This is a genomic window from Streptomyces sp. NPDC058534, assembly GCF_042717365.1.
Lineage (GTDB): Bacteria > Actinomycetota > Actinomycetes > Streptomycetales > Streptomycetaceae > Streptomyces.
The window spans coordinates 78,186-101,724 of record NZ_JBHXNW010000006.1 but is presented as its reverse complement, the minus strand read 5'-3'; the positions used below and the strand labels follow the sequence as shown (position 1 = coordinate 101,724).

The window sequence follows — 23,539 nt, the reverse complement described above, 5'->3', positions numbered from 1 at the left end:
GACACCGAGGGAGGGACCACCTTGACGCAGACCATCGCCCCGCGCTTCCGGACCCTGGTGCTGCTGCTCCTGGCCGCGGCCTGCGCGCTGCTCGCCGGCGCCGGACCGGCCTCCGCGCACGCCGCCCTGACCGTCAGCGATCCCCAGCAGGGGGCGGTGGTCGACCGCGCTCCGGCCCAGGTGTCGCTCACCTTCTCCGAGTCGGTCTCCGTGGACGACGACTCGCTGCGCGTCCTGGACCCCAAGGGCAAGCGCGTCGACGACGGCAGACCGTCCGGCACGGGCGGCACCACGTACTCCGTGAAGCTGCACACCGGGCTGCCCGACGGCACGTACACGGTGACCTACCAGGTGGTCTCCGCCGACAGCCACCCCGTCGCCGGCGCCTACACCTTCTCCGTCGGAGCCCCCTCCGACACCTCGGTCTCCGTCTCCGCCCAAGGGGCGGGCGGCGGGTTCGTCGGCGCCCTCTACGGCTTCGGCCGGTACGTGTCGTACGCCGGGTTCGCCGTGCTGGTGGGCGGCGCCGCCTTCGTGCTGGCCTGCTGGCCGCGCGGCTCCGGGGTCCGCGTCGTACAGCGGGTCGTCGTCTCCGGGTGGCTCGCGCTGACCGCCGCCACCCTCATGCTCCTGCTGCTGCGCGGCTCCTACACCGGTTCCGGGAAGGCCGGTGACATCTTCGACCTGAACCTGCTCGGCGAGGTGCTGCAGACCAAGACCGGCGCCGCGCTGGTCTCCCGGCTGCTGCTGCTCGCGGCCGCCGCGCTGTTCGTCGCCGTACTCTTCGGCGCCTACGACAAGCGGGAGGACGAGGAGAAGCGGGACCTCACGTTCGGGCTCGCGGTCGGCGGGGCCGTCGTGGCGGCGGGCCTCGCGGCGACCTGGGCGATGTCCGAGCACGCCTCCGTGGGCCTCCAGGCCGGCCTCGCCATGCCGGCCGACATCGTCCACCTGATCGCCATGGCCACCTGGCTCGGCGGACTCACCGCCCTGCTCGTCGCGCTGTACCGCGGCCCCGCGGACACACCGGTCCCGGCCGTCGCCGTACGCCGGTTCTCGCGCGTCGCCTTCGGCAGCGTGGTCGCGCTGGTGGTGACCGGTACGTATCAGTCCTGGCGCCAGCTGGGCTCCTGGACGGCCTTCACCGACACGCGGTACGGACAGCTGCTCCTCGTCAAGATCGGGCTCGTCGCGGTGCTGGTCGGCATCGCGTACCTCTCGCGGCGGTGGACCGCGCAGCTGGCGGAGGCGGCGGCCTCGGGCGTCGTCCGGCAGCGGGAGAAGGGGGAGAAGCGCGAGAAGACCGAGAAGGGGGGGAAGGCGGAGAAGGAGCGGGTGGGCGCGTCGTCCGGCCGTGGGAACGAGAAGGCGAAGGCTTCCGAGAAGGCGGTCGGTGGCTCTAAGGGCTCCGGGGGCGCCAAGGGGTCCGGTACGGGCGCGAAGGGGGCCGGTACCGACTCCAAGGGGGCCGGCGCTGCGAAGGGCTCCGCGGCCGGGAAGGACGCCGGGTCCGCGAAGGGCAACGGGTCCGCGAAGGGCAACGGCGCCTCCCAGCGCTCCGCTCAGCTGGCCCGGCAGCGCGCGGCCGTGGACGCCGCCCGGCAGAAGCGGCAACGGGACGCCGACCCGCACCGCTTCGGACTGCGCCGCTCCGTGCTCGCCGAGGCCGGCGTCGCCGTCGTCCTGCTGGCCGTCACCACCGTGCTGACCCAGACCGAGCCGGGCCGGACGGAGCAGGAGGCCAAGGCCACCGGCGCCTCCTCCGCCGACGCCCCCGCCCCGTCCACCGGCGCGGTGACCCTGGACATGCCCTTCGACACCGGCTCCCAGAACGGCAAGGGCGTCGTACGGGTCGAGCTGGACCCCGCCAGGGTCGGCGCCAACGACCTGCACCTCTACGTCGAGCGCCCGGACGGGACCGCCTTCGACATACCCGAGGTGAAGGTCGCCCTGACCCAGGAGGCCAAGGACATCGGGCCGCTGCCCGTCGCCCCGGACCACATCACCACCGGCCACTGGTCGGCGAGCGGAGTGCAGATCCCGATCGGCGGCGACTGGGAAGTCTCCGTGACCGTGCGGACCTCCGACATCGACCAGGTGACCGTCTCCAAGAACGCGCAGATCGGCTGAACCGCACCATGTCTGACCAGTCCACTCCGCAAGCCCCGAACCCCGAGACCGCCGCCCGCGAGGGCATCTCGCGCCGGCGGCTGCTCGGCACCGCCGGTGCCACGGGGCTCGTACTCGGCGCGGCCGGCGGCGCCACCGGCTACGCCGCCGCCCCCTCCTCCGCGGCTGCCCCGCTCACCTCGCTGGGCAGCGAGCGGGCGATGTTTCACGGGAAACATCAGGCCGGCATCACCGACCCCATGCAGGCCTGCGGCCATCTCGTGGCCTTCGACCTGGCGGCGGGCGCCGGCCGCAAGGAGGCCGCCGCGCTGCTGCGCCGCTGGTCCAACACGGCACGACGGCTGATGGCGGGCGAGCCGGCCGGAACCCGTGACACGGACGTGGCCCGGGACTCGGGGCCCTCCTCGCTGACCGTCACCTTCGGCTTCGGGTACAGCTTCTTCGGCCGGACCGGCCTGGGCGGACAACGCCCGGTCGCCCTCGACCCGCTCCCCGACTTCTCCTCCGACCACCTCGACAAGAACCGCAGCAACGGCGACCTCTGGGTGCAGATCGGGGCGGACGACTCCCTGGTGGCCTTCCACGCCCTGCGCGCGATCCAGCGGGACGCCGGGGCGGCCGCCCGCGTCCGCTGGCAGATGAACGGCTTCAACCGGTCACCGGGCGCCACCGCCCGCCCCATGACGGCACGCAACCTCATGGGCCAGGTCGACGGCACCCGCAATCCGAAGCCGTCCGAGGCGGACTTCGACCGGCGGATCTTCGTCCCCGAACAGCCGGGGAAGAACGAGCGGACCTGGATGGCGAACGGCTCCTACGCCGTCGTACGCCGGATCCGCATGCTCCTCGACGACTGGGAGAAGCTCTCGCTCAAGGGCCAGGAGGATGTCATCGGCCGCCGCAAGTCGGACGGGGCGCCGCTGTCCGGGGGCGGCGAGACGACCGAGATGGACCTGGAGAAGACGGACAAGGCAGGGAACCTCGTCGTTCCGATCAACGCCCACGCCCGCATCACCCGGCCCGACCAGAACGGCGGCGCGGCCATGGTCCGCCGCCCCTTCTCGTACCACGACGGCTTCGACGCCGACGGTGTCCCGGACGCGGGCCTGCTCTTCGTCTGCTGGCAGGCCGATCCGCTGCGCGGCTTCGTGCCCGTGCAACGCAAGCTGGACCGGGGCGACGCCCTGTCGCAGTTCATCCGGCACGAGGCGAGCGGCCTGTTCGCGGTGCCGGGCGGGGCCGCGGAGGGTGAGTACGTGGGCCAGCGGCTGCTGGAGGGGTGACCCCGGCGGGACCCGGGAGTCACCGGGTCTCACCCGCGCGAGGGGCTGCCATGAGACACGTGAGCCGCGTCTCCCCGGGCGCATTAGGGTGAGGACATGCCAGCCAGTTACGCGTATCTCGGCCCTGAAGGCACCTTCACCGAAGTCGCCCTGCGCACGCTTCCGGAGACGGCGACCCGGGAGCTGGTCCCGTACGTTTCGGTGCAGTCCGCGCTCGACGCGGTGCGCACCGGCGAGGCCGAGGCCGCGTTCGTGCCGATCGAGAACTCCGTCGAGGGCGGCATCACCACCACCCTCGACGAGCTGGTCGCCGGCCAGCCGCTGATGATCTACCGCGAGGTGCTGCTGTCCATCACCTTCGCGCTGCTGGTCCGCCCGGGCACCAAGCTGTCGGACGTCAAGACGGTCACCGCCCATCCGGCCGCCCAGCCCCAGGTGCGCAACTGGCTCAAGGCGCATCTCCCGGACGTCGCCTGGGAGTCCGCCGCGTCGAACGCGGACGGCGCCCGCCTCGTCCAGGAGGGGCGGTACGACGCCGCCTTCGCCGGCGAGTTCGCCGCGGCCCGCTACGGGCTGGAGGTGCTGGAGGCCGACATCCACGACGCGGAGAACGCGCAGACGCGCTTCGTCCTGGTGGGCCGCCCGGCCCGGCCCGCGGCTCCGACCGGCGCGGACAAGACGTCCGTGGTGCTCTGGCAGCGGGACGACCACCCCGGTGGCCTGCGTGATCTGCTGGGCGAGTTCGCCACCCGGGGCATCAACCTGATGCTGCTCCAGTCCCGGCCCACCGGCGCGGGCATCGGCAACTACTGCTTCTGCATCGACGCGGAGGGGCATATCTCCGACCGCCGGGTGGCCGACGCACTGATGGGCCTGAAGCGGACCTGCCTCCAGGTGCGCTACCTGGGCTCGTATCCGCGCGCGGAAGTCGGGATCGCGGACGTGGACGCGCTACGGCCGGGCACCTCGGACGAGGCGTTCGTGGCGGCCGCGGACTGGGTGGCCCGCTGCCAGGACGGCCGGTTCTGACCGCCGGTTCCGACGGCCCCGGCCGACCGGTCCTACCTGCTGATTTTCGTTGTCCACAGGAGTTTTCCGAGTTTTCCACAGGTCTGCCTCTCGACCTGGGGACAAGTCGACAACGTAGCGGTATTCAGTCGACATATCCCCCCTACAGCCCCCTTCTTCGTCCACAGAGCCCCAGGTCACCCTTCGTCCACCTGTTTCTTGCACCCCATCCTCCGGAGTGACGCCGAGTGCCCTGTTTCCACTCGTAAGTGGGGGCATGGAGGGTTTGGACGGCCCGCCTCCAGGAATTGGGAATGATCACTTCCGTGAGTCCACAGATCTTTCGCACAGCCTGTGGATAACTTTTCCGGGCTGTGGGTTCCTGTGGACAGTCACGCCTCAAGTCCCGTTCCCCACAAGGAAATCCGGTCAACCCGTCGCCCCTGCGGTGCCTCGTTCCAGGGATGCCGTAGCTTTTCATTGACCAGTCGCACGGAACGTGAGACGCGCGTTCGGCAATAGTGGGTCGAGACCCGTCACCGCACACCGGTAGCCTTGACCGCGTGATTGACCTTCGCCTGCTCCGTGAGGACCCCGACCGTGCGCGCGCCTCCCAGCGTGCCCGTGGAGAGGACGTCGCGCTCGTCGACTCCCTCCTGTCCGCCGACGAGCGGCGCAGGTCGTCCGGCGTCCGCTTCGACGAGCTGCGCGCCGAGCAGAAGGGCCTCGGCAAGCTCATCGGCAAGGCCACCGGGGACGAGAAGGCGGAGCTGCTGCAGCGCGCCGAACAGCTGAAGACCGACGTCAAGGCCGCCGACGCCGAGCGCGACGCGGCCGACGCCGAGACCCAGGAGCTGCTCCAGCGGCTCGGCAACCTCGTCCACCCCGACGTACCCGTCGGAGGCGAGGAGGACTTCGTCACGCTGGAGACCCACGGCACGCACCGCGACTTCGCGGCCGAGGGCTTCGAGCCCCGCGACCACCTGGAGCTGGGCCAGCTGCTCGGCGCCATCGACGTCGAACGCGGCGCCAAGGTCTCCGGCTCGCGCTTCTACTTCCTGACCGGCGTCGGCGCGCTGCTGGAGCTCGCCCTGGTCAACGCGGCGATCGCCCAGGCCACGGCCGCGGGCTTCACGCCGATGCTGACCCCGGCGCTGGTCCGCCCCCAGTCGATGGCCGGCACCGGCTTCCTCGGCCAGGCCGCCCAGGACGTCTACCACCTCGACAAGGACGACCTGTACCTGGTCGGCACCTCCGAGGTCCCCCTCGCCGCGTACCACATGGACGAGATCCTCGACGCCGACCGCCTGCCGCTGCGCTACGCCGGCTTCTCGCCCTGCTTCCGCCGCGAGGCGGGCTCGCACGGCAAGGACACCCGGGGCATCTTCCGCGTACACCAGTTCGACAAGGTCGAGATGTTCTCCTACGTCCTCCCCGAGGACTCGCAGGCCGAGCACCAGCGCCTGCTGGAGTGGGAGAAGCAGTGGCTGACGTCGCTGGAGCTGCCGTTCCGCGTCATCGACGTCGCCTCCGCCGACCTGGGCTCCTCGGCGGCGCGCAAGTACGACTGCGAGGCGTGGATCCCGACCCAGGGCAAGTACCGCGAGCTGACCTCGACCTCGGACTGCACCGAGTTCCAGTCCCGCCGGCTGTCGATCCGGGTCCGCGAGGACAGGAAGGTGCGCCCGCTCGCCACGCTCAACGGCACGCTGTGCGCCGTCCCGCGCACGATCGTGGCGATCCTGGAGAACCACCAGCAGGCCGACGGCTCGGTGCGCGTGCCCGAGGTGCTGCGCCCGTACCTGGGTGGCCGGGAGGTCCTGGAGCCGGTGACCAAGTGAGCGACACCGCCTCCGCCACGGCTCCCGACGCCGGTGGAGCCGGGACTTTCCCTTACCGGCTGATCGCGACCGATCTCGACGGCACGCTGCTGCGCGGGGACGACACGATCTCGCGTCGCACCCGGGACGCGCTCGCCGCCGCCACCTCGGCGGGCGCAGCCCACATCGTGGTGACCGGCCGCGCGGTCCCGTGGACCCGGCACATCCTCGACGACCTCGGCTACGACGGTCTGGCCGTCTGCGGCCAGGGTGCGCAGGTCTACCACGCCGGTGAGCACCGGCTGCTGACCTCGGTCACGCTGGACCGCCAGCTGGCCGGGGTGGCGCTGGCCAAGATCGAGGCGGAGACCGGTCCGCTGTATCTGGCGGCGAGCCGCGACGGCCTGGACGGCGACGTCCTGGTCGGCCCGGGGTACACGGTCGGCGGCGACCTGCCGGCGGTGCCCTTCACCGACGCCTCGGCCCTGTGGTCGGCGCCGCTGAACAAGATCTACATCCAGCATCCGACCCTGTCGGACGACGAGCTGGCCGAGGCGGCCCGGCGCACCGCGGGCGGCTTCGTCACGGTCACGATGGCCGGCGCCGGCATCGTCGAACTGCTCCCCCTCGGCCTGTCCAAGGCGACCGGACTGTCGCTGGCGGCCCGCCGGCTCGGTCTGAAGGCGGCGGACACGATCGCCTTCGGCGACATGCCCAACGATGTCCCGATGTTCGGCTGGGCCGCCCGCAGCGTGGCGATGGCCAACGCCCACGAGGAGCTGAAGGCGGTGGCCGACGAGGTGACGTCCTCGAACGACGAGGACGGCATCGCGGTGGTCCTGGAGCGCCTGTCGGGCTGACCCGCCCGGTACGGAGCCCACGAGCCGGACGGCGCCGACGTCCCCGTCGGTCGGCCCACGCGAGGCGTCCCGCGTGCTCGAAGCGGCCGCCCGATGCGCCGGCGCCGTCCGGCCTCGTGCATCCACCACAATGCCGCCGCGGAAAGCCGGGCGCCACCGAATAAAGGTGGACATACGCCGCGTCAGTTCCGGCGCCACCTGCGGCGTCTGCCCTTGCTGAAGAGCCAGCCGGCGGGCGGCTCGTCGGAGCGCCACGGCTGCGGCTCCGGTTTCTCGCGGCGCCAGCGCGGCGAGCATCCGGGCGCGGGCCGAGGGCTCGGAGGTGCCGGCCTCGCGCACGAACTCCTCGTCCAGGACGAGGCCGTCCCAGGCGTCGTCACCGGCGCGGTGCCCCGCGCCGTCCCTGGCGGCTTCCTCGCCGCCGTCCCGCGGCCGGCCGTGGCCGTCCTGCTGAGGTGTCTGGGCCCGCCATCCCGGTCCTCCCGGCCCCGCGTCCCCCGTGTGTTCCCCGTTCTCTTCCCGGCCCAGTGTGCCCGGGCCGGGGTCGAGGCCCCGTCAGGTCGAGGCACGTCAGATCGAGGCACGTCAGGTCAGGCCCCGTCGGCCCGGGGCCCGCTCACTCCTCCCCGGCGAGCGTCAGCGACCTCAGCTTCTGGCCCGCGTACCAGGTGGCAAGGACGGTCACGCCCACCAGCAGCGCCGTCGCGGTCGGCAGGCCGACGTCGGAGGTCACCAGGTTTCCGTCGGCGACCTTCTGGGCGACCGCCAGGGACCACTGCTGGACGCTCAGCGTGCGGGCGCCCGGCACCAGGGAGCCGAACAGGGCCTCCCATACGAGGGCGTAGACGAGCCCGAAGACCACCGCGTGCCGGGACACCGTGCCAAGGAGCAGGAACAGCGCGGCGTAGGCGATGGAGGCGACCAGCGCGGCGATCGTGTAGGCGACGGCGACCTGCTGGCCGTTGCCGTTCAGGATCAGGCCGGCGAGGAACGTGGGTACGGCGGAGAAGACCATCGTCACCGCTATGGCGACGATCAGCTTGGTGAAGATGATCGTCGGCCGCTTGATCGGCTTGGACAGCAGGTACACCACCGAGCCGTCGTCGATCTCCGGGCCGATCGCACCGGTGCCGGCGATGACGCCGATGATCGGCACCATGGTGGCCAGGGCGAACCCGCCCAGCACGTCCGCCGCGGTCTGGTCGTCGGCTCCGGCGAGCGCGCGCACCGCGACGGCGATGACGAGCAGCAGCAGGGGCAGCGCGCCGAGGATGAGGGCCCGGCGGCGACCGAGCAGGGCCCGGTAGGTGAGCCGGGCGACTGTGGGGTCGTACATTTTTTCGGCCTCCTACGCCGCGACGAGGTACGAGAAGACGGACTCGAGGGACTCGTCGGACGGCGAGACCGTGAGCAGCCGGATGCCGTGGTCGCGGGCGACCTTGGGCAGCAGGGCCGTGAACCGCCCGAAGTCGACGGCCTGGACGCGCAGCGCGCCCTCGGCGAGGTCGACCTCGATGCCGGACGTCGACGGGTCGGCGATCAGCGCGGCCGCGAGAGCCCGGTCGTCGCTGGAGCGCACCAGGTAGCGGTGCGGACGGTCGGTCATCAGGCGGCGGATCTTGCGGAAGTCGCCGCTGGCCGCGTGGCGTCCGGCGACGATCACCTCGATGTGCCAGGCGAGCTGTTCGACCTCTTCGAGGATGTGCGAGGAGAACAGCACCGTGCGACCCTCGTCGCCCATGCGCCGCAGCAGGTTCATCAGCTGCATGCGCTGGCGCGGGTCCATGCCGTTGAACGGCTCGTCGAGCAGCAGCAGGGACGGCTGGTGGACGAGGGCGGAGGCCATCTTCACGCGCTGCCGCATGCCCTTGGAGTACGTGGCGATCTTGCGGTCCTGTGCGTACTCCATCTCCACGGTGGAGAGCGCCTCCTGGGCCGCCTTGGCGCCCAGGCCGTGCAGTTCGGCGTTGGCCAGGACGAACTCGCGGCCGGTGAGGAAGTCGTACATCGCCTCCCGCTCGGGGACGATGCCGATGTGCTTGTAGATGGCCTCGTTGCGCCAGACCGGCCGTCCGTCGAGGGTGACGCTGCCGGTGGAGGGGGCGAGGAAGCCGCCCATCATGTTGATGAGGGTGGACTTTCCCGCGCCGTTGGGGCCGAGGAGGCCGGTGACACCGGGGCCGATCGTCATGGTGATGTCGTTGACGGCGACCACGTTGCCGAACCAGCGGGAGACGTGGTCGATGCTGAGGGTGCTCACAGTCCCACCTTCTTGTAGCGGCGCATCAGCAGGCCGTAGGAGCCGGCGATCAGGCCCAGGGTGACGAGGACGAAGACCAGGCCCTCCCCGTTGCTCGGGCCGACCCCGCCGGGGAAGGCCGAGGTGGCGCCCAGGAACGCGGACTGCACCCCGTCGATGAGGGTGATGGGCGAGAACAGGCCGATCCAGGAGACGGCCCCGGAGCTGCCCTGGACGTCGGCGATCGCCTGGAGCGTGGAGACCGCGCCGTAGGTGATGGTCAGGACGGCGATGACGGCCGCGATGCCGAAGCCGCGGCGCGGGGTGACCGAGGCGACGACCAGGCCGAGACCGGCGAAGAGCAGTGAGAGCAGTGCCACGGAGACGAGTCCCTGTGCGAACCCCTTGGTCTGGTCCGCGAAGTCGAGTTTGGCGAGCAGCGCGCCCACATAGAGCACCAGCAGGGGTGCCGCGGTGAGGATGAACAGGGCCGAGGACAGCGCCGCGTACTTCGCGCGGACGTAGTCGGCGGTCTCGATCGGCCGGGAGAAGTACAGCGGCACGGTCTTGAAGCGCAGGTCGCGCGAGACGGACTGGGGGGCCTGCGAGGCGACGTAGAGGCTGATGACGGCCTGGAGGACGATCGCGTAGCGCGTGTAGTCCACGGGCAGGTCGTTCGCCTTGGTCGCCACGGCGACGGCGACCATGATGGCCGCGGGCAGGCACATCACCACGAACAGCAGCATCGGCAGCACCTTGGACTTGGCCGAGCGGCCGAGGCCGTAGGAGCCACGCAGGGACTGCGAGTACAGCGAGCGGCGGGCGTAGGCGCGGCCGAGGCGGGGGCCGTCGTAGTTGCGGTAGCCGATGTTGTGGATGCGGGTCTGGTCACCCGGGACCGTGGCTGTGGGCTGTTCAGCTGCCATGGCCGACCGCCTCCTTCCGTGCTTCGTCGCTGTCCTTGAAGACCTCCGAGATGTGGTGCCGGCGCTGTTCCATCCGGACCAGGCCGAGGCCGAGGTCGGCGATGACGTCCCGGACCAGGTCGTAGGTCTCCTCGCCGGAGGCGGTGAGCAGCAGGACATGGCCGGCGCCGGGCAGGCCGCTGCCGTCCTGGACGGTCACTCCACGCGCGTCGAGCGCGTCGCGCACCGCGCGGGTGCCGTCGGGGTGTTCGTCGGTGTCGGTGACCTCGATGGCGAGGGTCGTCGTGTTCTGCGTGAAGTCCGTGGTGGAGCTGGAGCGCAGCAGCTTGCCGCCGTCCACGACGACGACGTGGTCGCAGGTGCGTTCCAACTCGCCCAGCAGGTGTGAGGTGACCAGGACGGAGATGCCGAAGTCGGTGTGGATGCGGCGGATGAGGCCGAGCATCTCGTCGCGGCCGACCGGGTCGAGGCCGTTGGTCGGCTCGTCGAGGAAGACCAGCTGGGGGTCGTGCACCAGGGCCTGCGCGAGCTTCACGCGCTGCTTCATGCCGGTCGAGTAGCCGCCTATGGGCCGGTATCGCTCCTCGTACAGACCGACGTGGCGCAGGGTGTCGGCCGTACGCTCGCGCGCGGCGGTGGGCGGCAGGCCGGACATGCGTGCCATGTGGACGACGAACTCGGTGGCCGAGACGTCGGGTGGCAGGCAGTCGTGTTCCGGCATGTAGCCGACCCGCTCGCGGATGGTGGCGCCCTTGGTGGCGACATCGAGTCCGAGCACTTCGGCCCGGCCCTCGGTGGCGGGAGACAGACCCAGAAGGATCTTGATCAGAGTGGACTTGCCGGCGCCATTGGCACCGACGAGTCCGGTCACACCGGGTCCGACATCCACGGAGAGCCGGTCGAGCGCGGTCACCCGGGGGAACCGCTTGCTCAGGCTTTCGGTCGCGATCACAGTCACATCCATGACAGTAGTGACGCGCGCCACTGAGGTCGTCAGACCGCAGAGCCGTCTTGGAGTCAGACTCGAGTAGTACGGGCCCGTAGGGGATGCCGTACCTGAGAGCCACGGAACGGGGCTCCGAGGGCCCGCGCCCACCACCCTATTGACGTTGGGTCTAACAACTGGGAGATTCGGCGGCGTCACGTTACGAGCGAGTAGCACCGTCGGCGCGGACCGCGTCCGGACGGCTGGAACGGGGTGGCATGGCGACGGCAGTGGCGGCGGAACTCCGTGCGGAGCTGCGGGGATTCCGGGAGGTGCAGCGTCTCGCCTACGAGTGCGCCGAGGCGGTGGCGGCCCGGCTGACGCCGGGGGTGACCGAGCGCGAGGCGGCCCGGATGCAGCGCGAGTGGCTGCGGGAGCGGGGCGTGCGGGACTGGTTCCACCTGCCCTTCGCCTGGTTCGGCGACCGCACGGCGTTCACGGACTTCCGCGTGCCGCTCCAGTTCTTCCCCACCGGCCGCCGACTGGAGCCGGGGATGCCCTTCATCCTGGACATGGCCCCGGTGTACCGCGGCTTCACCGCCGACATCGGCTACTCCGGAGCGCTCGGCCCCAACCCGGTCCGGCACCGGCTGGCGGCCGACCTGGCGGCGCACCGCGAGCTGATCCTGCGCGAGGTGCGCGCACGCCGGTCGCTGCGGGAGATCTACGAGGACGTGGACCGGCTCATGGTCCGTCAGGGCTACGCCAACCGGCATCGCGCCTATCCCTTCGGCGTCATCGCCCACAAGATGGACCGAGTCCGGGAACGGCGGCTGTCGCCACGCCTGTTCGGCTTCGGCACGCAGTCGCTCAAAGGGCTGGCGGGCGACGCGCTGCACGGCCACCGCGAGGGCTGGTCCCCGCTGTGGTCGCCCTACCGCTTCTCCGACCACCCGCCCCGCCCGGGGCTGTGGGCGGTCGAACCCCACCTCGGCTTCCGGGGTACCGGCGCGAAGTTCGAGGAGATCCTGGTCGTCACCGACTCCACGGATCCCGAGGAGAGCGCCTTCTGGCTGGACGACGATCTGCCGCACGTGCGGCGCTGGGCGGAGGCGAAATGACGGTGCTGGACGGAGCGCGGGAACGCTGGGTGCGCACGGGCGGGGTCGAGCTGTGCGTGGCCGAGCTGGGCGATCCGCGGCAGCCCACGGTGGTCCTGGTGCACGGCTATCCGGACAGCAAGGAGGTCTGGTCCGAGGTCGCCGGCCGCCTCGCCGACCGCTTCCACGTGGTGCTCTACGACGTCCGGGGCCACGGCCGGTCCACGGCGCCGAGCCCGCTGCGCGGCGGGTTCACCCTGGAGAAGCTGACCGACGACTTCCTGGCCGTGGCGGACGCGGTCAGCCCGGACCGGCCCGTGCACCTGGTGGGCCACGACTGGGGCTCGGTGCAGTCCTGGGAGTTCGTCACGGTCGGACGCGCCGAGGGGCGCATCGCCTCCTTCACCTCGATGTCCGGGCCGTCCCTCGACCACTTCGGGCACTGGATCAACACACGGCTCAGGCGCCCCACCCCGCGCCGGGTCGGGCAGCTCCTCGGCCAGGGCGCCAAGTCCTGGTACGTCTACCTGCTGCACACGCCCGTGCTGCCCGAACTGGCCTGGCGCGGCCCCCTCGGCAAGCGCTGGCCGCGCATCCTGGAGCGCGTCGAGAAGGTGCCCGGTGGCGACTACCCGACCGCGTCCCTGCCGACGGACGCGGCGCACGGGGCGTGGCTGTACCGGGACAACGTCCGGCCCCGGCTGCGGCATCCGCGCGACGACGCCTACGCGCACGCGCCCGTGCAGCTCATCACGCCCCTCGGCGACGCCTTCCTGTCGGAGCGGCTCTACGACGGACTGGAGCTGTGGGCGCCCCGGCTGACCCGCCGTACGCTGCCCGCCAAGCACTGGGTGCCGCGCACCCGGCCGGACCGGCTGGCGCACTGGATCACGGAGTTCGTCACCTCCACCGAGGACGGACGGCCCGAGACGGCGCCGAAGGGCAGGCACGCCGACCGCTTCGGCGGACAGCTGGTGCTGGTCACCGGGGCGGGCAACGGCATCGGGCGGGCGACGGCGTTCGCGTTCGCCGAGGCCGGAGCACGTGTGGTGGCCGTCGACCGGGACGCCGAGGCCGCCGCCCGCACCGCGGAGCTGTCCCGGCTGATCGGCGCGCCGGACGCCTGGGCCGAGACCGTCGACGTCTCCGACGAGCAGGCCATGGAGAAGCTCGCGGCCAGGGTCGCCGCCGAGTACGGCGTGGTGGACGTGCTCGTGAACAACGCCGGTATCGGACTGTCGGGCTCCTTCTTCGACACCACCGCGGAGGACTGGCGGAAGGTCCTCGACGTCAACCTGTGGGGCGTGATCCACGGCTGCCGTCTGTTCGGCCGGCAGATGGCCGACCGCGGGCAGGGCGGCCACATCGTCAACACCGCGTCGGCGGCCGCCTTCCAGCCCTCCCGGGCACTGCCCGCGTACAGCACGTCCAAGGCGGCCGTGCTGATGCTGAGCGAGTGCCTGCGGGCCGAACTGGCCGGGCAGGGGATCGGGGTCACGGCGATCTGTCCCGGCCTCGTCAACACCAACATCACCTCGACGGCGCACTTCGCGGGCGTGGACGCCGAGGAGGAGAGACGGCGTCAGCGGCGCAGTGCGCGGTTGTACGGGATGCGCAACTACCCGCCGGAGAAGGTGGCCGACGCGGTCCTGGAGGCGGTCGTGCACGACAAGGCGGTCGTCCCCGTGACGCCGGAGGCCCGCGGAGCACACCTCATGTCCCGCTTCGCCCCGCGGGTGTTGAGGCGCCTCGCACGGGTGAATCCGCCGCTCTAGTTTCCACAGGGGCCTCCAACCATCCTGTGGATAACCTGACTTGACTGTGAATCAAACCTCGGCGGCAAAATCGATCGCGTGAAGCGTGTCTCTGTCGGCAGGCTGGCTCCATGCAACACGAACACAGACGCGAACACAGACGCGAACACGGACGCGAACACATGGACGACAGACGCGCCGTGAGGGTGTCCAAGTATCTGTCGAAGCATCTGCGCCACCAGCCGGAGCGCATCGGGCTCACCCTCGACGAGGCCGGCTGGACCGAGATCGACACACTGATCGCCGCGGCGGCCGCGCACGGCTTCCGCTTCACCCGCGAAGAGCTCGACCACGTGGTGGCCACGAACGACAAGCGGCGCTTCGCCATTGAGGGCACCCGGATCCGCGCCAGCCAGGGGCACAGCGTCGACGTGGATCTCGGACTGCCCGCGGCGACCCCGCCGCCGTACCTCTACCACGGGACCGTGGCCCGCCACCTGGACGCGATCCGGGCCGAGGGACTGCGGCAGATGAACCGGCACGACGTGCACCTCTCGCAGGACCGAGAGACCGCCACCCGGGTCGGGTCCCGCCGCGGCCGGCCGATCGTACTCTCGGTGGACACCGCCGCCATGCACCGCGACGGCCATGCCTTCCACGTCAGCGCGAACGGCGTCTGGCTGACACGGACCGTGCCCCCGCGCTACCTGCGCTTTCCTGCCGGACACTGACCCCGCATGATCGGTGGCATGGAGCACCTGCCGACCACCCAGGCCGTCGTCACCGCGCTCCGCGCCATCGCCGCGCAGTACGCGCTGGAGGTCGAGGTCACCGACGACATCGGGGCCGACCAGACCTCGCGCCGCAGCGCTGCCGACGTGACCACCGATGCCGGACTCGCCTTCGTGAAGGGGCGCCGTTTCCCTCCCGGCTACCGTCTGATCGTGCCGCTGCCTGGGGACCGCACGCACAAGGAAGTCGTGCCGGTGATCCTCCTCACCCCGTGGCTGAGCGGTCGCATGCGGTGACGGCGGGTGATGTTTCACGTGAAACGGGGTCGGCCGCTTAGGCTCGGGGGCATGAGTCTGCGTCTGAGCACCGTGATCCTTCCGTACCGCCGCTGGCACGAAGGCGGACGTTCGTCCTGGACGCGTGCCGAGCAACTCGGTTTCCACACCGCGTACACCTACGACCACCTGTCCTGGCGGAGCTTCCGGGACGGCCCGTGGTTCGGCGCCGTGCCGACGCTCACCGCCGCCGCGTCGGTCACCGAGCGGCTGCGGCTGGGGACCCTGGTGACCTCCCCGAACTTCCGGCACCCGGTGACGCTCGCCAAGGAGCTGATCTCCCTCGACGACATCTCCGGCGGCCGGATCACGCTGGGCATAGGAGCGGGCGGCACCGGCTTCGACGCCACCGCGCTCGGCCAGGAGCCGTGGACGCCGCGTGAGCGGGCCGACCGGTTCGGCGAGTTCCTGCCCCTGCTCGACCGGCTGCTGACGGAGGACGCCGTCTCGTACGAGGGCGACTTCTACTCGGCCCACGAGGCGCGCAACATCCCCGGTTGTGTGCAGCGGCCCCGGCTGCCGTTCGCGGTGGCCGCGACCGGTCCGCGCGGGCTGCGACTCGCGGCACAGTACGGACAGGCGTGGGTGACCACCGGCGACCCGAAGCTGTACGAGAACGGCACCCCCGAGCAGTCAGACCGGGCCCTGCGGCAGCAGAGCGACAAGCTGGCCGACGCCTGCGCCGCGATCGGCCGCGACGTGAGCGAACTGGACCGGGTCCTGCTCACCGGCTTCACCCCGGACCGCAGCCGGCCGCTGGAGTCCGTCGACGCGTTCGTGGACTTCGCCGGCCGCCACCGCGATCTGGGCTTCAGCGAGCTGGTCGTCCACTGGCCGATCGCCGACTCGGACTTCACCGCCGACGAGAAGATCTTCGAGCGGATCGCCATGGAGGCACCGGCACAGCTGAAGCAGTGAGAGCCGTAGCTCACAGATGTGCGGACCGCCGCACGGGCGTGCACGCATATGCGTGACAATGACCCGGTGACCTCAGCGACCCGACAGCCCGAGCCCCCGGCCGCCGCCACCCGCCCGCGGCTCATCGCCACCGACCTCGACGGCACACTGCTGCGCGACGACAAGTCGGTCTCCCCGCGCACGGTCGCCGCACTGGCCGCCGCGGAGAAGGCGGGCATCGAGGTCTTCTTCGTCACCGGCCGCCCCGCCCGCTGGATGGACGCCGTCAGCGCCCACGTCCACGGTCACGGGCTCGCCATCTGCGGCAACGGCGCCGCCGTGGTCGACCTGCACGGCGGCCCCGGCGCCCACCGCTTCGTGAAGGTGCGGGAGCTGGCCCGGGAGAACGCGGTGGACGCCGTACGTCTGCTGCGCGAGGCCGCGCCCGGCACGGTGTACGCGGTCGAGCAGACGTACGGCTTCCACCAGGAGCCCACGTACCCGAAGCTGCACATGGAGGTGCCCGACGACCTCCTGCCCGCCGAGGAGATCCTGGCCCCGGGCGGCCGCGCCGCCGACGAGCCGGTCCTCAAGATCCTGGCCTTCCACCCCGATCTGGACCCCGACGGCTTCCTCACCGTGGCCCGCCTCGCCATCGGCGACCGCGCCAACGTCACCCGCTCCAGCCCCAGCGCCCTGCTGGAGATCAGCGGGCCGGAGGTGTCCAAGGCCAGCACGCTCGCCCTGTGCTGTGCCGAACGCGGCATCTCGCACGAAGAGGTCGTCGCCTTCGGCGACATGCCGAACGACGTGGAGATGCTGACCTGGGCGGGCCAGTCGTACGCGATGGGCAACGCGCACCCGGACGTGATCGCCGCCGCGTCGGGGCGGACGGTCGCCAACAACGACGACGGGGTGGCGGTCGTCATCGAGCGGATGCTGGCCGACCTGGACTGACGGCCGCTCCCGCCTCAGGTCAGAGGGGCACTCCGCGCTGCGACAGCCACGGCACCGGGTCCAGCGCCGAGCCCATCTCCGGCGTCACCCGTACCTCGAAGTGCAGGTGCGGCCCGGTGGAGTTGCCGGTACTGCCCGACTGCCCGATCCACTGGCCCGGACGGACCCGGTCGCCCTGGTCGACGGCGACCGAGGCGAGATGGGCGTACTGCGTGTAGTAGCCGCCCGCGTGCTGGACGACGACCTGGATGCCGAAGGCGCCGCCGCAGGACACCTGCACCACCCGGCCCGTACCGACCGACCCCACCGGCGTCCCGACCGGCACCGCGAAGTCCTGGCCGGTGTGCCGGTTCGCCCACCGCGAGCCGCCGCTGCCGAAGGACGCCGACAGCTCGTACGCCTCCACCGGCGCCACCCAGGACCGGCCGACGGGCAGGTCCTGCTGGTCGAGGCGGACCGCGCCGGGGCACGAGCCGGCCGCGACGGAGGCGTCCGCCCGTCCCTCCAGCCGCACACGCGCCGCCTCCAGCTTGCCCTCGATCCTGGTCTTCAGCGCCGCCAGATCGGCGTTGCGCTTCTCCAGGGCCTGCCAGGCCACCTGCGCCTTCGCCTCGTCGGCCGCGAGCCGGGCCTCGGCCCGCAGACTCTTGCCGATGGCCTTGTTGACCGCCAGGTCCGCGCGGGTGAACGCTCGCTGACGGCGCATCAGCTCGTCCGGGTCGTCCGCGAGGAACATCCGTGCGGTGAGGGGGAGTCCGCCGCCACCGCGGTACTGGGCGCGGGCGATCCGGCCCAGGTCCTCGTGCATGGCGTCGATCTTCTGCCGCTGCTCGTCCAGCCGCTTCTCGTACTCCAGCGCCTTCGACCGCTGTGCCTCGGCCTCGCGCCGCCCCTCCTCGTACCGCTGCGTCGCTTTGGCCGCGTCCTCGTACAGGCGTGCCACCTCCGGGCCGAGGCCGGCACCGGATCCGGCGTCGGCGTCCGTGCCGTCGGTGGGGCGGGCCGCGAGCACGGCGAGCGCGCACAGCAACACCGGAACGAGCAGCGGGTGCCGGCGGGATGAGCGCATGTCAGCGATCGTGGACCGTGGAGGGCCGTCCGGTCTCGTTCACGTCGTACGAGTGGGGGAACCGTTGCTGCACACGGCTCAGTGCGACTGCTGCAACCGGGGCAACGGCGCCTCGGCACCGCTCAGTACGGCGCCTCCCAGCACACCGTCGTGCCACCGCCGTCCGCCCCGATGCCCGGTCCGAGCCGGCTGGTCCCGCCGACGGTCTCGGCGCGGCGCTCCAGATTGTGCAGGCCGCTGCGCCGCCCGCCCTCGGGGATGCCGACACCGTCGTCCGCGACGGTCAGCCGCACGCCGCGCCGGCCGTCCGGCAGGGTCGCCGTCGCGTCCACGGCCACCTCGATCCGGGTGGCGTGGGCGTGCCGGAAGGCGTTGGACAGGGTCTCGCGCAGCGCGGCGATGAGGTTCTTGCCGGTCAGCTCGCCGACGGCGGTGTCGACCGGCCCGACGAACCGGTGCGCGGGCGTGAAGCCAAGCGGTACGGCGGCCATGGTGATCTCGCGCAGCATGCGGGTGCGCAGGCCCGCGGGTGCCTCGGCAGGCTGCTGCAGGGCGAAGATCGCCGAGCGGATCTCCTGGATGGTGACGTCGAGTTCGTCGACGGCCCCGCCGACCCCGTCGCGCACCTCGGGCGCCGGCGCCCTGCGCCGGGCGCTCTCCAGCATCATCCCCGTCGCGAACAGCCGCTGGATGACGAGGTCGTGCAGGTCCCGGGCGATACGGTCGCGGTCCTCGTACACGGCGAGCCGTTCCCGGTCGCGCTGGGCGTCGGCCATCATCAGCGCCAGCGCGGCCTGTGCGGCGAACTGGTCGCCGAGCGCGCGCTCCGTCCGCGTGAACGGGCGCTCCCCCCGGGCGCGGGGCATGACGAGGCCGCCGAGGATTCGCCCGTCCCGGCACAGCGGCAGCAGCATGATCGGCCCGTAGGCGCGCACAGGTCCGGCGTCCAGGCGCGGGTCGGTGGCGGCATCGTCCACGAACACGGGACGGCCGGCGAGGAGTTCGGCGACGATGCCGTTCTCCGGGGGAATGACCTTGCCGAGGGCGTTCGTGCGGTGCGGTGCGGCGACCGCCACGATCTCCAGGCCGCCCCCGTCGGCAGGCAGCAGCACGATGCCGGCGGCCGCTCCGGAGAGCCGGCGGGCCTGCTCGGCGACGGTCTGGAGGGCGTCGTCGGTGTCACCGCCGGACAGCAGCGCGGTGGTGACGGCGACCGACCCGTCGATCCACCGCTCCCGCTGCTGCGCGGCCTCGTACAGCCGCGCGTTGCCGATGGCGATGCCGGCCTCGGTGGCCAGGACCCGGACCATGGCGAGGTCGTAGTCGTTGAACGGCTCGCCCGTGTGCTTGTCGGTCAGGTAGAGGTTGCCGAAGATCTCCTCCTGCACCCGGATGGGCACCCCGAGGAAGCTCCGCATCGGAGGGTGGTTCTCGGGGAAGCCGCACGCGCGCGGATCCTCGGTCAGGTCGGCGAGCCGGACCGGCTCCGGGTCGAGTATGAGGGCGCCGAGCAGCCCTTTGCGGCCGTCGGGGAGGTGGCCGACGCGCCGGACGGTCGCCTCGTCGAGGCCGCGGTGCACGAAGTCGGCGAGTCCGTCCCCGTCCTCGTCGACGACTCCGATGGCCGCGTACCGGGCGTTCGCCAGGTCGGCGGCCGTCTCGCAGATCCGGTTCAGCGTGGAGTGCAGCTCCAGCCCGCTGCCGACGGACCGCATCGCGTCCAGCAGTTTCGGCACCCGTGCCAGGAGCTCGGCGGAGGCACCCTCGCGGGGCGGCGGAGGGCCGGGAGGCGGTGCTGGGTGCATGGCCCGAGCCTAATGAGACCTTTTTGTTCAGGAAAGTCGGATTACCGAAGAATTTCGTGACCGTGACCGTGACCGTGACCTTGACCTTGCCCGTGACCCTGACCGTGCCTACGGCCGCGTCTGTGGCACCAGCAGTTCCGTCGCCGCCTCGCGCCCGGCCATCTCCCGCAGGGGACCCGGCACGGCCGCCAGTTCCGCGTACGTCCCCCGCTGCACGACCCGGCCCCGGTCCAGCACGAGCACCTCGTCCACGGCCCGCAGACCCGCCAGCCGATGTGTGATCAGCAGGGTGGTCCGGCCCTCGGTGGCGGCCAGCAGATCGGCGGTGAGCGCGTCGGCGGTCGGCAGGTCGAGGTGTTCGGCGGGCTCGTCGAGCACGAGGACCGGGAAGTCGGCGAGCAGCGCCCGGGCCAGGGCCAGCCGCTGCCGCTGTCCCCCGGACAGCCGGGCCCCGTGCTCGCCGACCAGAGTGTCCAGGCCGTCGGGCAGGCTGTCGGCCCACTCCAGCAGCCGGGCCCGGGCCAGCGCGTCCCGCAGCTCGCCCTCGGTGGCGTTCTTCCTGGCCAGCAGCAGGTTCTCGCGTACCGAACTGTCGAAGAGGTGCGCGTCCTGGGCGCACAGCCCGACGAGGCGCCGCACGTCGTCGCCGGCCAGGGCGTACGCGTCCACCCCGGCCAGCGTGTAGGAACCGGCGTCCGCGTCGAGGAAGCGCAGCAGCGCCTGGGCGAGCGTCGTCTTGCCGGAGCCGGACGGCCCGACCACAGCGATGCGGCGGCCTTCGGCGAGCGTGAGGTCCAGGCCCGCCAGGGCGTCCCGGTCCTGCCCGGCGTGCCGTGCGGCCAGTCCCCTGAGGACGACCGGGGACGGCGAGGTGGGAGCCTGCCGGGGCGTCTCCGGCTCTCCTACCGGATCGGGGGCATCGAGGACCTCGTACACGCGCTCGGCGCTCCTGCGCACGCGCTGCCGGTACTGCACGGCCAGCGGGAGCCCGAGTACGGCCTCGAATGCGGCCAGCGGCGTGAGGACGACGACGGCCATGGCCACGCCGGCGAGCCGGCCGTCGGCCACCGCCTGTACCCCGACGAGGGCTGTGCCCGCGACGGTCAGGCCGGAGATCAGCGCGGTCAGCCCGTCGCCCAGCGCGGTGGCGGTCGCGGCGCGCGAGGCGATCCGGGTGAGCGTGCCGTCGGCCCGGCGAGCCTCCGCGGCCCGGCCGGGCAGGGCTCCGGCGACGGTCAGCTCGGCGGTTCCGGTCAGCAGGTCGGCGACCCGGGTGGCGAGCACGCCCCGAGCGGGGGCGAGCCTGCGCTCGGCCCGCCGTGCCACGGCCCCGGTCACCAGCGGGACACCGGCCCCGGCCGCCAGCAGGCCGGCCGCGAGGACCGCACCCGCCTCCGGCAGCAGCCAGGCCGTGAACCCGACCGAGGCGGCGGAGACGACGACCGCGCCACCGGCGGGCAGCAGCCACCGCAGCCAGTAGTCCTGCAAGGCGTCGACATCGGCGACGAGCCGGGACAGCAGGTCGCCCCGGCGGGTGCGGCGCAGTCCCGCGGGCGCCAGCCGCTCCAACCGCCGGTACACGGCGACCCGGGTGTCGGCCAGCATCCGCAGCACGGCGTCGTGCGTCACGAGCCGCTCCGCGTAGCGGAACACGGCCCGCCCGATCCCGAAGGCGCGCGTCGCCGTGACGGCCACCATCAGGTACAGCACCGGCGGCTGCTCGGAGGCCCGCGAGATGAGGTACCCGGAGGTGGCCATCAGGCCCACGGCGCTGCCCAGCGCCAGGCTGCCGAGCAGCAGCCCGAGGGTGAGCCGTCCGCGCCGGGCGGCGGACATGGCACGGACCCTGGCGAGGCCACCGCCCCGGGCCTCCACCACGGGCGCCTGGACGTCCGGAGCGACGGAAGCAGCGGATACGGCGGTCTCCTCGGCGCCGCGCGCGGCCGGTACCGGAGGGGTGCCGTCGGATACGGCGGCAGGCGCGGGCTCCGCGAGCAGCACCACCCGGTCGGCCACTTCCAGCAGCGCCGGACGGTGCACGACCAGCAGCACCGTCCGTCCTTCCGCCAGCCTGCGCACGGCGGCCACGACCTCGGCCTCGGTGGCCCCGTCCAGGGCCGCCGTCGGCTCGTCGAGCAGCAGCACCGGCCGGTCCGCGAGGAACGCCCGGGCCAGCGCGAGCCGCTGACGCTGCCCGGCGGACAGCCCCGTTCCGTCCTCGCCGAGGACGGTCCCCGTGCCGTCGGGCAGCGCGTCCACGAACTCCAGCGCGCCCGCGTCCCGCAACGCCCGGCGTACGGCGAGGTCGTCGGCGTCGGGCCGGGCCAGGCGTACGTTCTCGGCTATGGTCCCGGCGTACAGGTGCGGGTGCTGCGGCACCCAGGCGACGTGGGCGTGCCACCGCGCCGGGTCGAGCGAGGAGAGGTCGGTTCCGCCGATCCGGATCCGTCCCGCGCTCGAGGGCACGAAGCCGAGGAGGGCATTGAGCAGCGTCGACTTGCCCGCTCCGCTCGGACCGACGAGCGCGACCGTCTCCCCGGGCTCGACGGTGAGGCTCACATCCGTGACGGCGTCTACGGAACGTCCAGGATAGCGGACCGTGACGCCCTCGAAGGAGAGGGCGCCGTCCACCGGAACCGGGTCAGTCCCCGACGTCGGTACGGGCCGCTCCAGTACCTCGAAGATCTCCTCGGCGGCGGCGAGTCCCTCGGCGGCCGCGTGGTACTGCGCCCCCACCTGCCGCAGGGGCAGATAGGCCTCGGGCGCGAGGACGAGGACGACCAGGCCGTCGTACAGGGCCATGTCCCCGTGGACGAGCCGCATGCCGATGGTGACCGCCACGAGGGCCACGGACAGGGTGGCGAGCAGTTCCAGGGCGAAGGACGACAGGAAGGCGATCCGCAGCGTCCGCATGGTCGCCTGCCGGTACTCACCGGTGATGCGCTTGATCGACTCGGCCTGTGCCTTGGCCCGGCCGAAGACCTTCAGCGTCGGCAGCCCCGCGACCACGTCCAGGAAGTGCCCGGACAGCCGGGACAGCAGGCGCCACTGGCGGTCCATCCGGGACTGCGTGGCCCAGCCGATCAGCACCATGAAGACCGGGATGAGCGGCAGCGTCCCGACGATGATGGCCGCCGAGACCCAGTCCTCGGTGACGATGCGGGCCAGCACCGCCACGGGTACGACCACCGCGAGACCCAACTGCGGCAGATAGCGCGAGAAGTAGTCGTCGAGGGCGTCGACGCCCCGGGTGGCCAGGGCGACCAGCGAACCGGTCCGCTGACCGCTCAGCCAGCCGGGGCCGAGCGCGGTGGCCCGCTCCAGCAGCCGCCCACGCAGCTCCGACTTCACCGCCGCGCTCGCCCGGTGGGCGGCCAGCTCGGTGAGCCAGCCGACCAGCGCGCGACCGCAGGCCACGGCGACCAACAGGAGCAGAGGAGTGCGGAGTTCGGCTGCGGTCATGCCCTGTTGGAAGGCGCCCACCACCACCTCGGCGATGAGCATCGCCTGCGCGACGAGCAGTCCGGCGCCGACGGCTCCCAGGACGACGACGGCCGCAAGGAAGAGCCGGGTGGCGCGGGCGTACCGCAGAAGACGCGGATCGATGGGTTTCACGTGAAACAGGCCTTCCTGCCCGGTGGGGGGGGGGGGGGGGGGGCGGAGTGTAGCAGAAAGTAGCCCCGCCCCCCCCCACCCACC

At 72.2% G+C, this 23,539-nt stretch carries 18 protein-coding genes; 11 read left to right on the top strand and 7 right to left on the bottom strand.

Translation table 11 applies throughout. The features are described 5' to 3' along the window. Positions 1–21: 21 nt before the first annotated feature. From ACFWR9_RS05235 to ACFWR9_RS05215, 5 genes are all read left to right on the top strand, one after another. Positions 22–2,130, top strand: coding sequence for a copper resistance CopC/CopD family protein (locus ACFWR9_RS05235; RefSeq protein ID WP_383835744.1), 2,109 nt, complete (start codon positions 22–24; stop codon positions 2,128–2,130). Between the two features lie 8 nt (positions 2,131–2,138). Then, on the top strand, positions 2,139–3,413 hold the full coding sequence (efeB, locus tag ACFWR9_RS05230; protein ID WP_383835741.1) for an iron uptake transporter deferrochelatase/peroxidase subunit: 1,275 nt from the start codon (positions 2,139–2,141) through the stop codon (positions 3,411–3,413). A 96-nt stretch (positions 3,414–3,509) separates the two neighbouring features. Continuing rightward, entirely contained in the window at positions 3,510–4,442 is a 933-nt protein-coding gene (gene pheA, locus ACFWR9_RS05225) for a prephenate dehydratase (protein WP_383835738.1), read from the top strand. Positions 4,443–4,984: 542 nt separating this feature from the next. After that, positions 4,985–6,262, top strand: coding sequence for a serine--tRNA ligase (gene serS, locus ACFWR9_RS05220; protein WP_383835735.1), 1,278 nt, complete (start codon positions 4,985–4,987; stop codon positions 6,260–6,262). Then, positions 6,259–7,101, top strand: coding sequence for an HAD family hydrolase (locus ACFWR9_RS05215; RefSeq protein WP_383835732.1), 843 nt, complete (start codon positions 6,259–6,261; stop codon positions 7,099–7,101). The genes serS and ACFWR9_RS05215 overlap by 4 nt, the downstream gene beginning before the upstream one ends. A 616-nt stretch (positions 7,102–7,717) precedes the next feature. Here ACFWR9_RS05215 and ACFWR9_RS05210 read toward each other — a convergent pair. From ACFWR9_RS05210 to ACFWR9_RS05195, 4 genes are read right to left on the bottom strand one after another with little or no spacing between them, the layout of a single operon-like run. Then, positions 7,718–8,437, bottom strand: coding sequence for an ABC transporter permease subunit (locus ACFWR9_RS05210; protein WP_383835729.1), 720 nt, complete (start codon positions 8,435–8,437; stop codon positions 7,718–7,720). A gap of 12 nt (positions 8,438–8,449) precedes the next feature. After that, positions 8,450–9,361 carry an ABC transporter ATP-binding protein gene (locus tag ACFWR9_RS05205; protein ID WP_383835726.1) on the bottom strand — a complete coding sequence of 304 codons (912 nt, stop codon included), beginning with the start codon at positions 9,359–9,361 and terminating at the stop codon, positions 8,450–8,452. After that, the gene (locus ACFWR9_RS05200; RefSeq protein ID WP_383835723.1) at positions 9,358–10,266 is read right to left on the bottom strand and encodes an ABC transporter permease; all 909 of its coding nucleotides are present in this window, start codon (positions 10,264–10,266) and stop codon (positions 9,358–9,360) included. Before ACFWR9_RS05200 ends, ACFWR9_RS05205 begins: the two co-directional genes overlap by 4 nt. Further along, the gene (locus tag ACFWR9_RS05195; RefSeq protein WP_234956656.1) at positions 10,256–11,218 is read right to left on the bottom strand and encodes an ABC transporter ATP-binding protein; all 963 of its coding nucleotides are present in this window, start codon (positions 11,216–11,218) and stop codon (positions 10,256–10,258) included. Before ACFWR9_RS05195 ends, ACFWR9_RS05200 begins: the two co-directional genes overlap by 11 nt. Positions 11,219–11,469: 251 nt before the next feature. Between ACFWR9_RS05195 and ACFWR9_RS05190 the strand changes: the two genes are divergently transcribed. The 6 genes from ACFWR9_RS05190 (at position 11,470) to ACFWR9_RS05165 (ending at position 16,966) form a co-directional block, all read left to right on the top strand. Then, entirely contained in the window at positions 11,470–12,312 is an 843-nt protein-coding gene (locus tag ACFWR9_RS05190) for a M24 family metallopeptidase (RefSeq protein WP_383835720.1), read from the top strand. Further along, positions 12,309–14,066 (top strand): SDR family oxidoreductase, encoded by a 1,758-nt coding sequence (locus tag ACFWR9_RS05185; protein ID WP_383835717.1) that lies wholly within the window; start codon positions 12,309–12,311, stop codon positions 14,064–14,066. The genes ACFWR9_RS05190 and ACFWR9_RS05185 overlap by 4 nt, the downstream gene beginning before the upstream one ends. Before the next feature lie 161 nt (positions 14,067–14,227). Next, a complete protein-coding gene (locus tag ACFWR9_RS05180; RefSeq protein ID WP_383835714.1) occupies positions 14,228–14,776 on the top strand; it encodes an RNA 2'-phosphotransferase in 549 nt (182 codons plus the stop codon). A gap of 6 nt (positions 14,777–14,782) precedes the next feature. Next, entirely contained in the window at positions 14,783–15,073 is a 291-nt protein-coding gene (locus ACFWR9_RS05175; RefSeq protein ID WP_383835711.1) for a hypothetical protein, read from the top strand. Between the two features lie 51 nt (positions 15,074–15,124). After that, complete coding sequence (locus tag ACFWR9_RS05170; RefSeq protein ID WP_383835708.1) at positions 15,125–16,030, top strand: LLM class flavin-dependent oxidoreductase; 906 nt, start codon at positions 15,125–15,127, stop codon at positions 16,028–16,030. Between the two features lie 48 nt (positions 16,031–16,078). Next, positions 16,079–16,966, top strand: a complete 888-nt coding sequence (locus tag ACFWR9_RS05165; protein WP_383835705.1) for a Cof-type HAD-IIB family hydrolase — start codon at positions 16,079–16,081, stop codon at positions 16,964–16,966. 19 nt (positions 16,967–16,985) lie between these two features. Here the strand turns inward: ACFWR9_RS05165 and ACFWR9_RS05160 are convergent, their stop codons facing one another. The 3 genes from ACFWR9_RS05160 to cydD form a co-directional block, all read right to left on the bottom strand. Beyond that, positions 16,986–18,035 carry a peptidoglycan DD-metalloendopeptidase family protein gene (locus ACFWR9_RS05160; RefSeq protein WP_383835702.1) on the bottom strand — a complete coding sequence of 350 codons (1,050 nt, stop codon included), beginning with the start codon at positions 18,033–18,035 and terminating at the stop codon, positions 16,986–16,988. 122 nt (positions 18,036–18,157) lie between these two features. After that, on the bottom strand, positions 18,158–19,840 hold the full coding sequence (locus tag ACFWR9_RS05155) for a GAF domain-containing sensor histidine kinase (protein WP_383835699.1): 1,683 nt from the start codon (positions 19,838–19,840) through the stop codon (positions 18,158–18,160). Positions 19,841–19,948: 108 nt separating this feature from the next. Continuing rightward, positions 19,949–23,455 carry a thiol reductant ABC exporter subunit CydD gene (cydD, locus tag ACFWR9_RS05150; protein ID WP_383835696.1) on the bottom strand — a complete coding sequence of 1,169 codons (3,507 nt, stop codon included), beginning with the start codon at positions 23,453–23,455 and terminating at the stop codon, positions 19,949–19,951. Positions 23,456–23,539 lie beyond the last annotated feature (84 nt).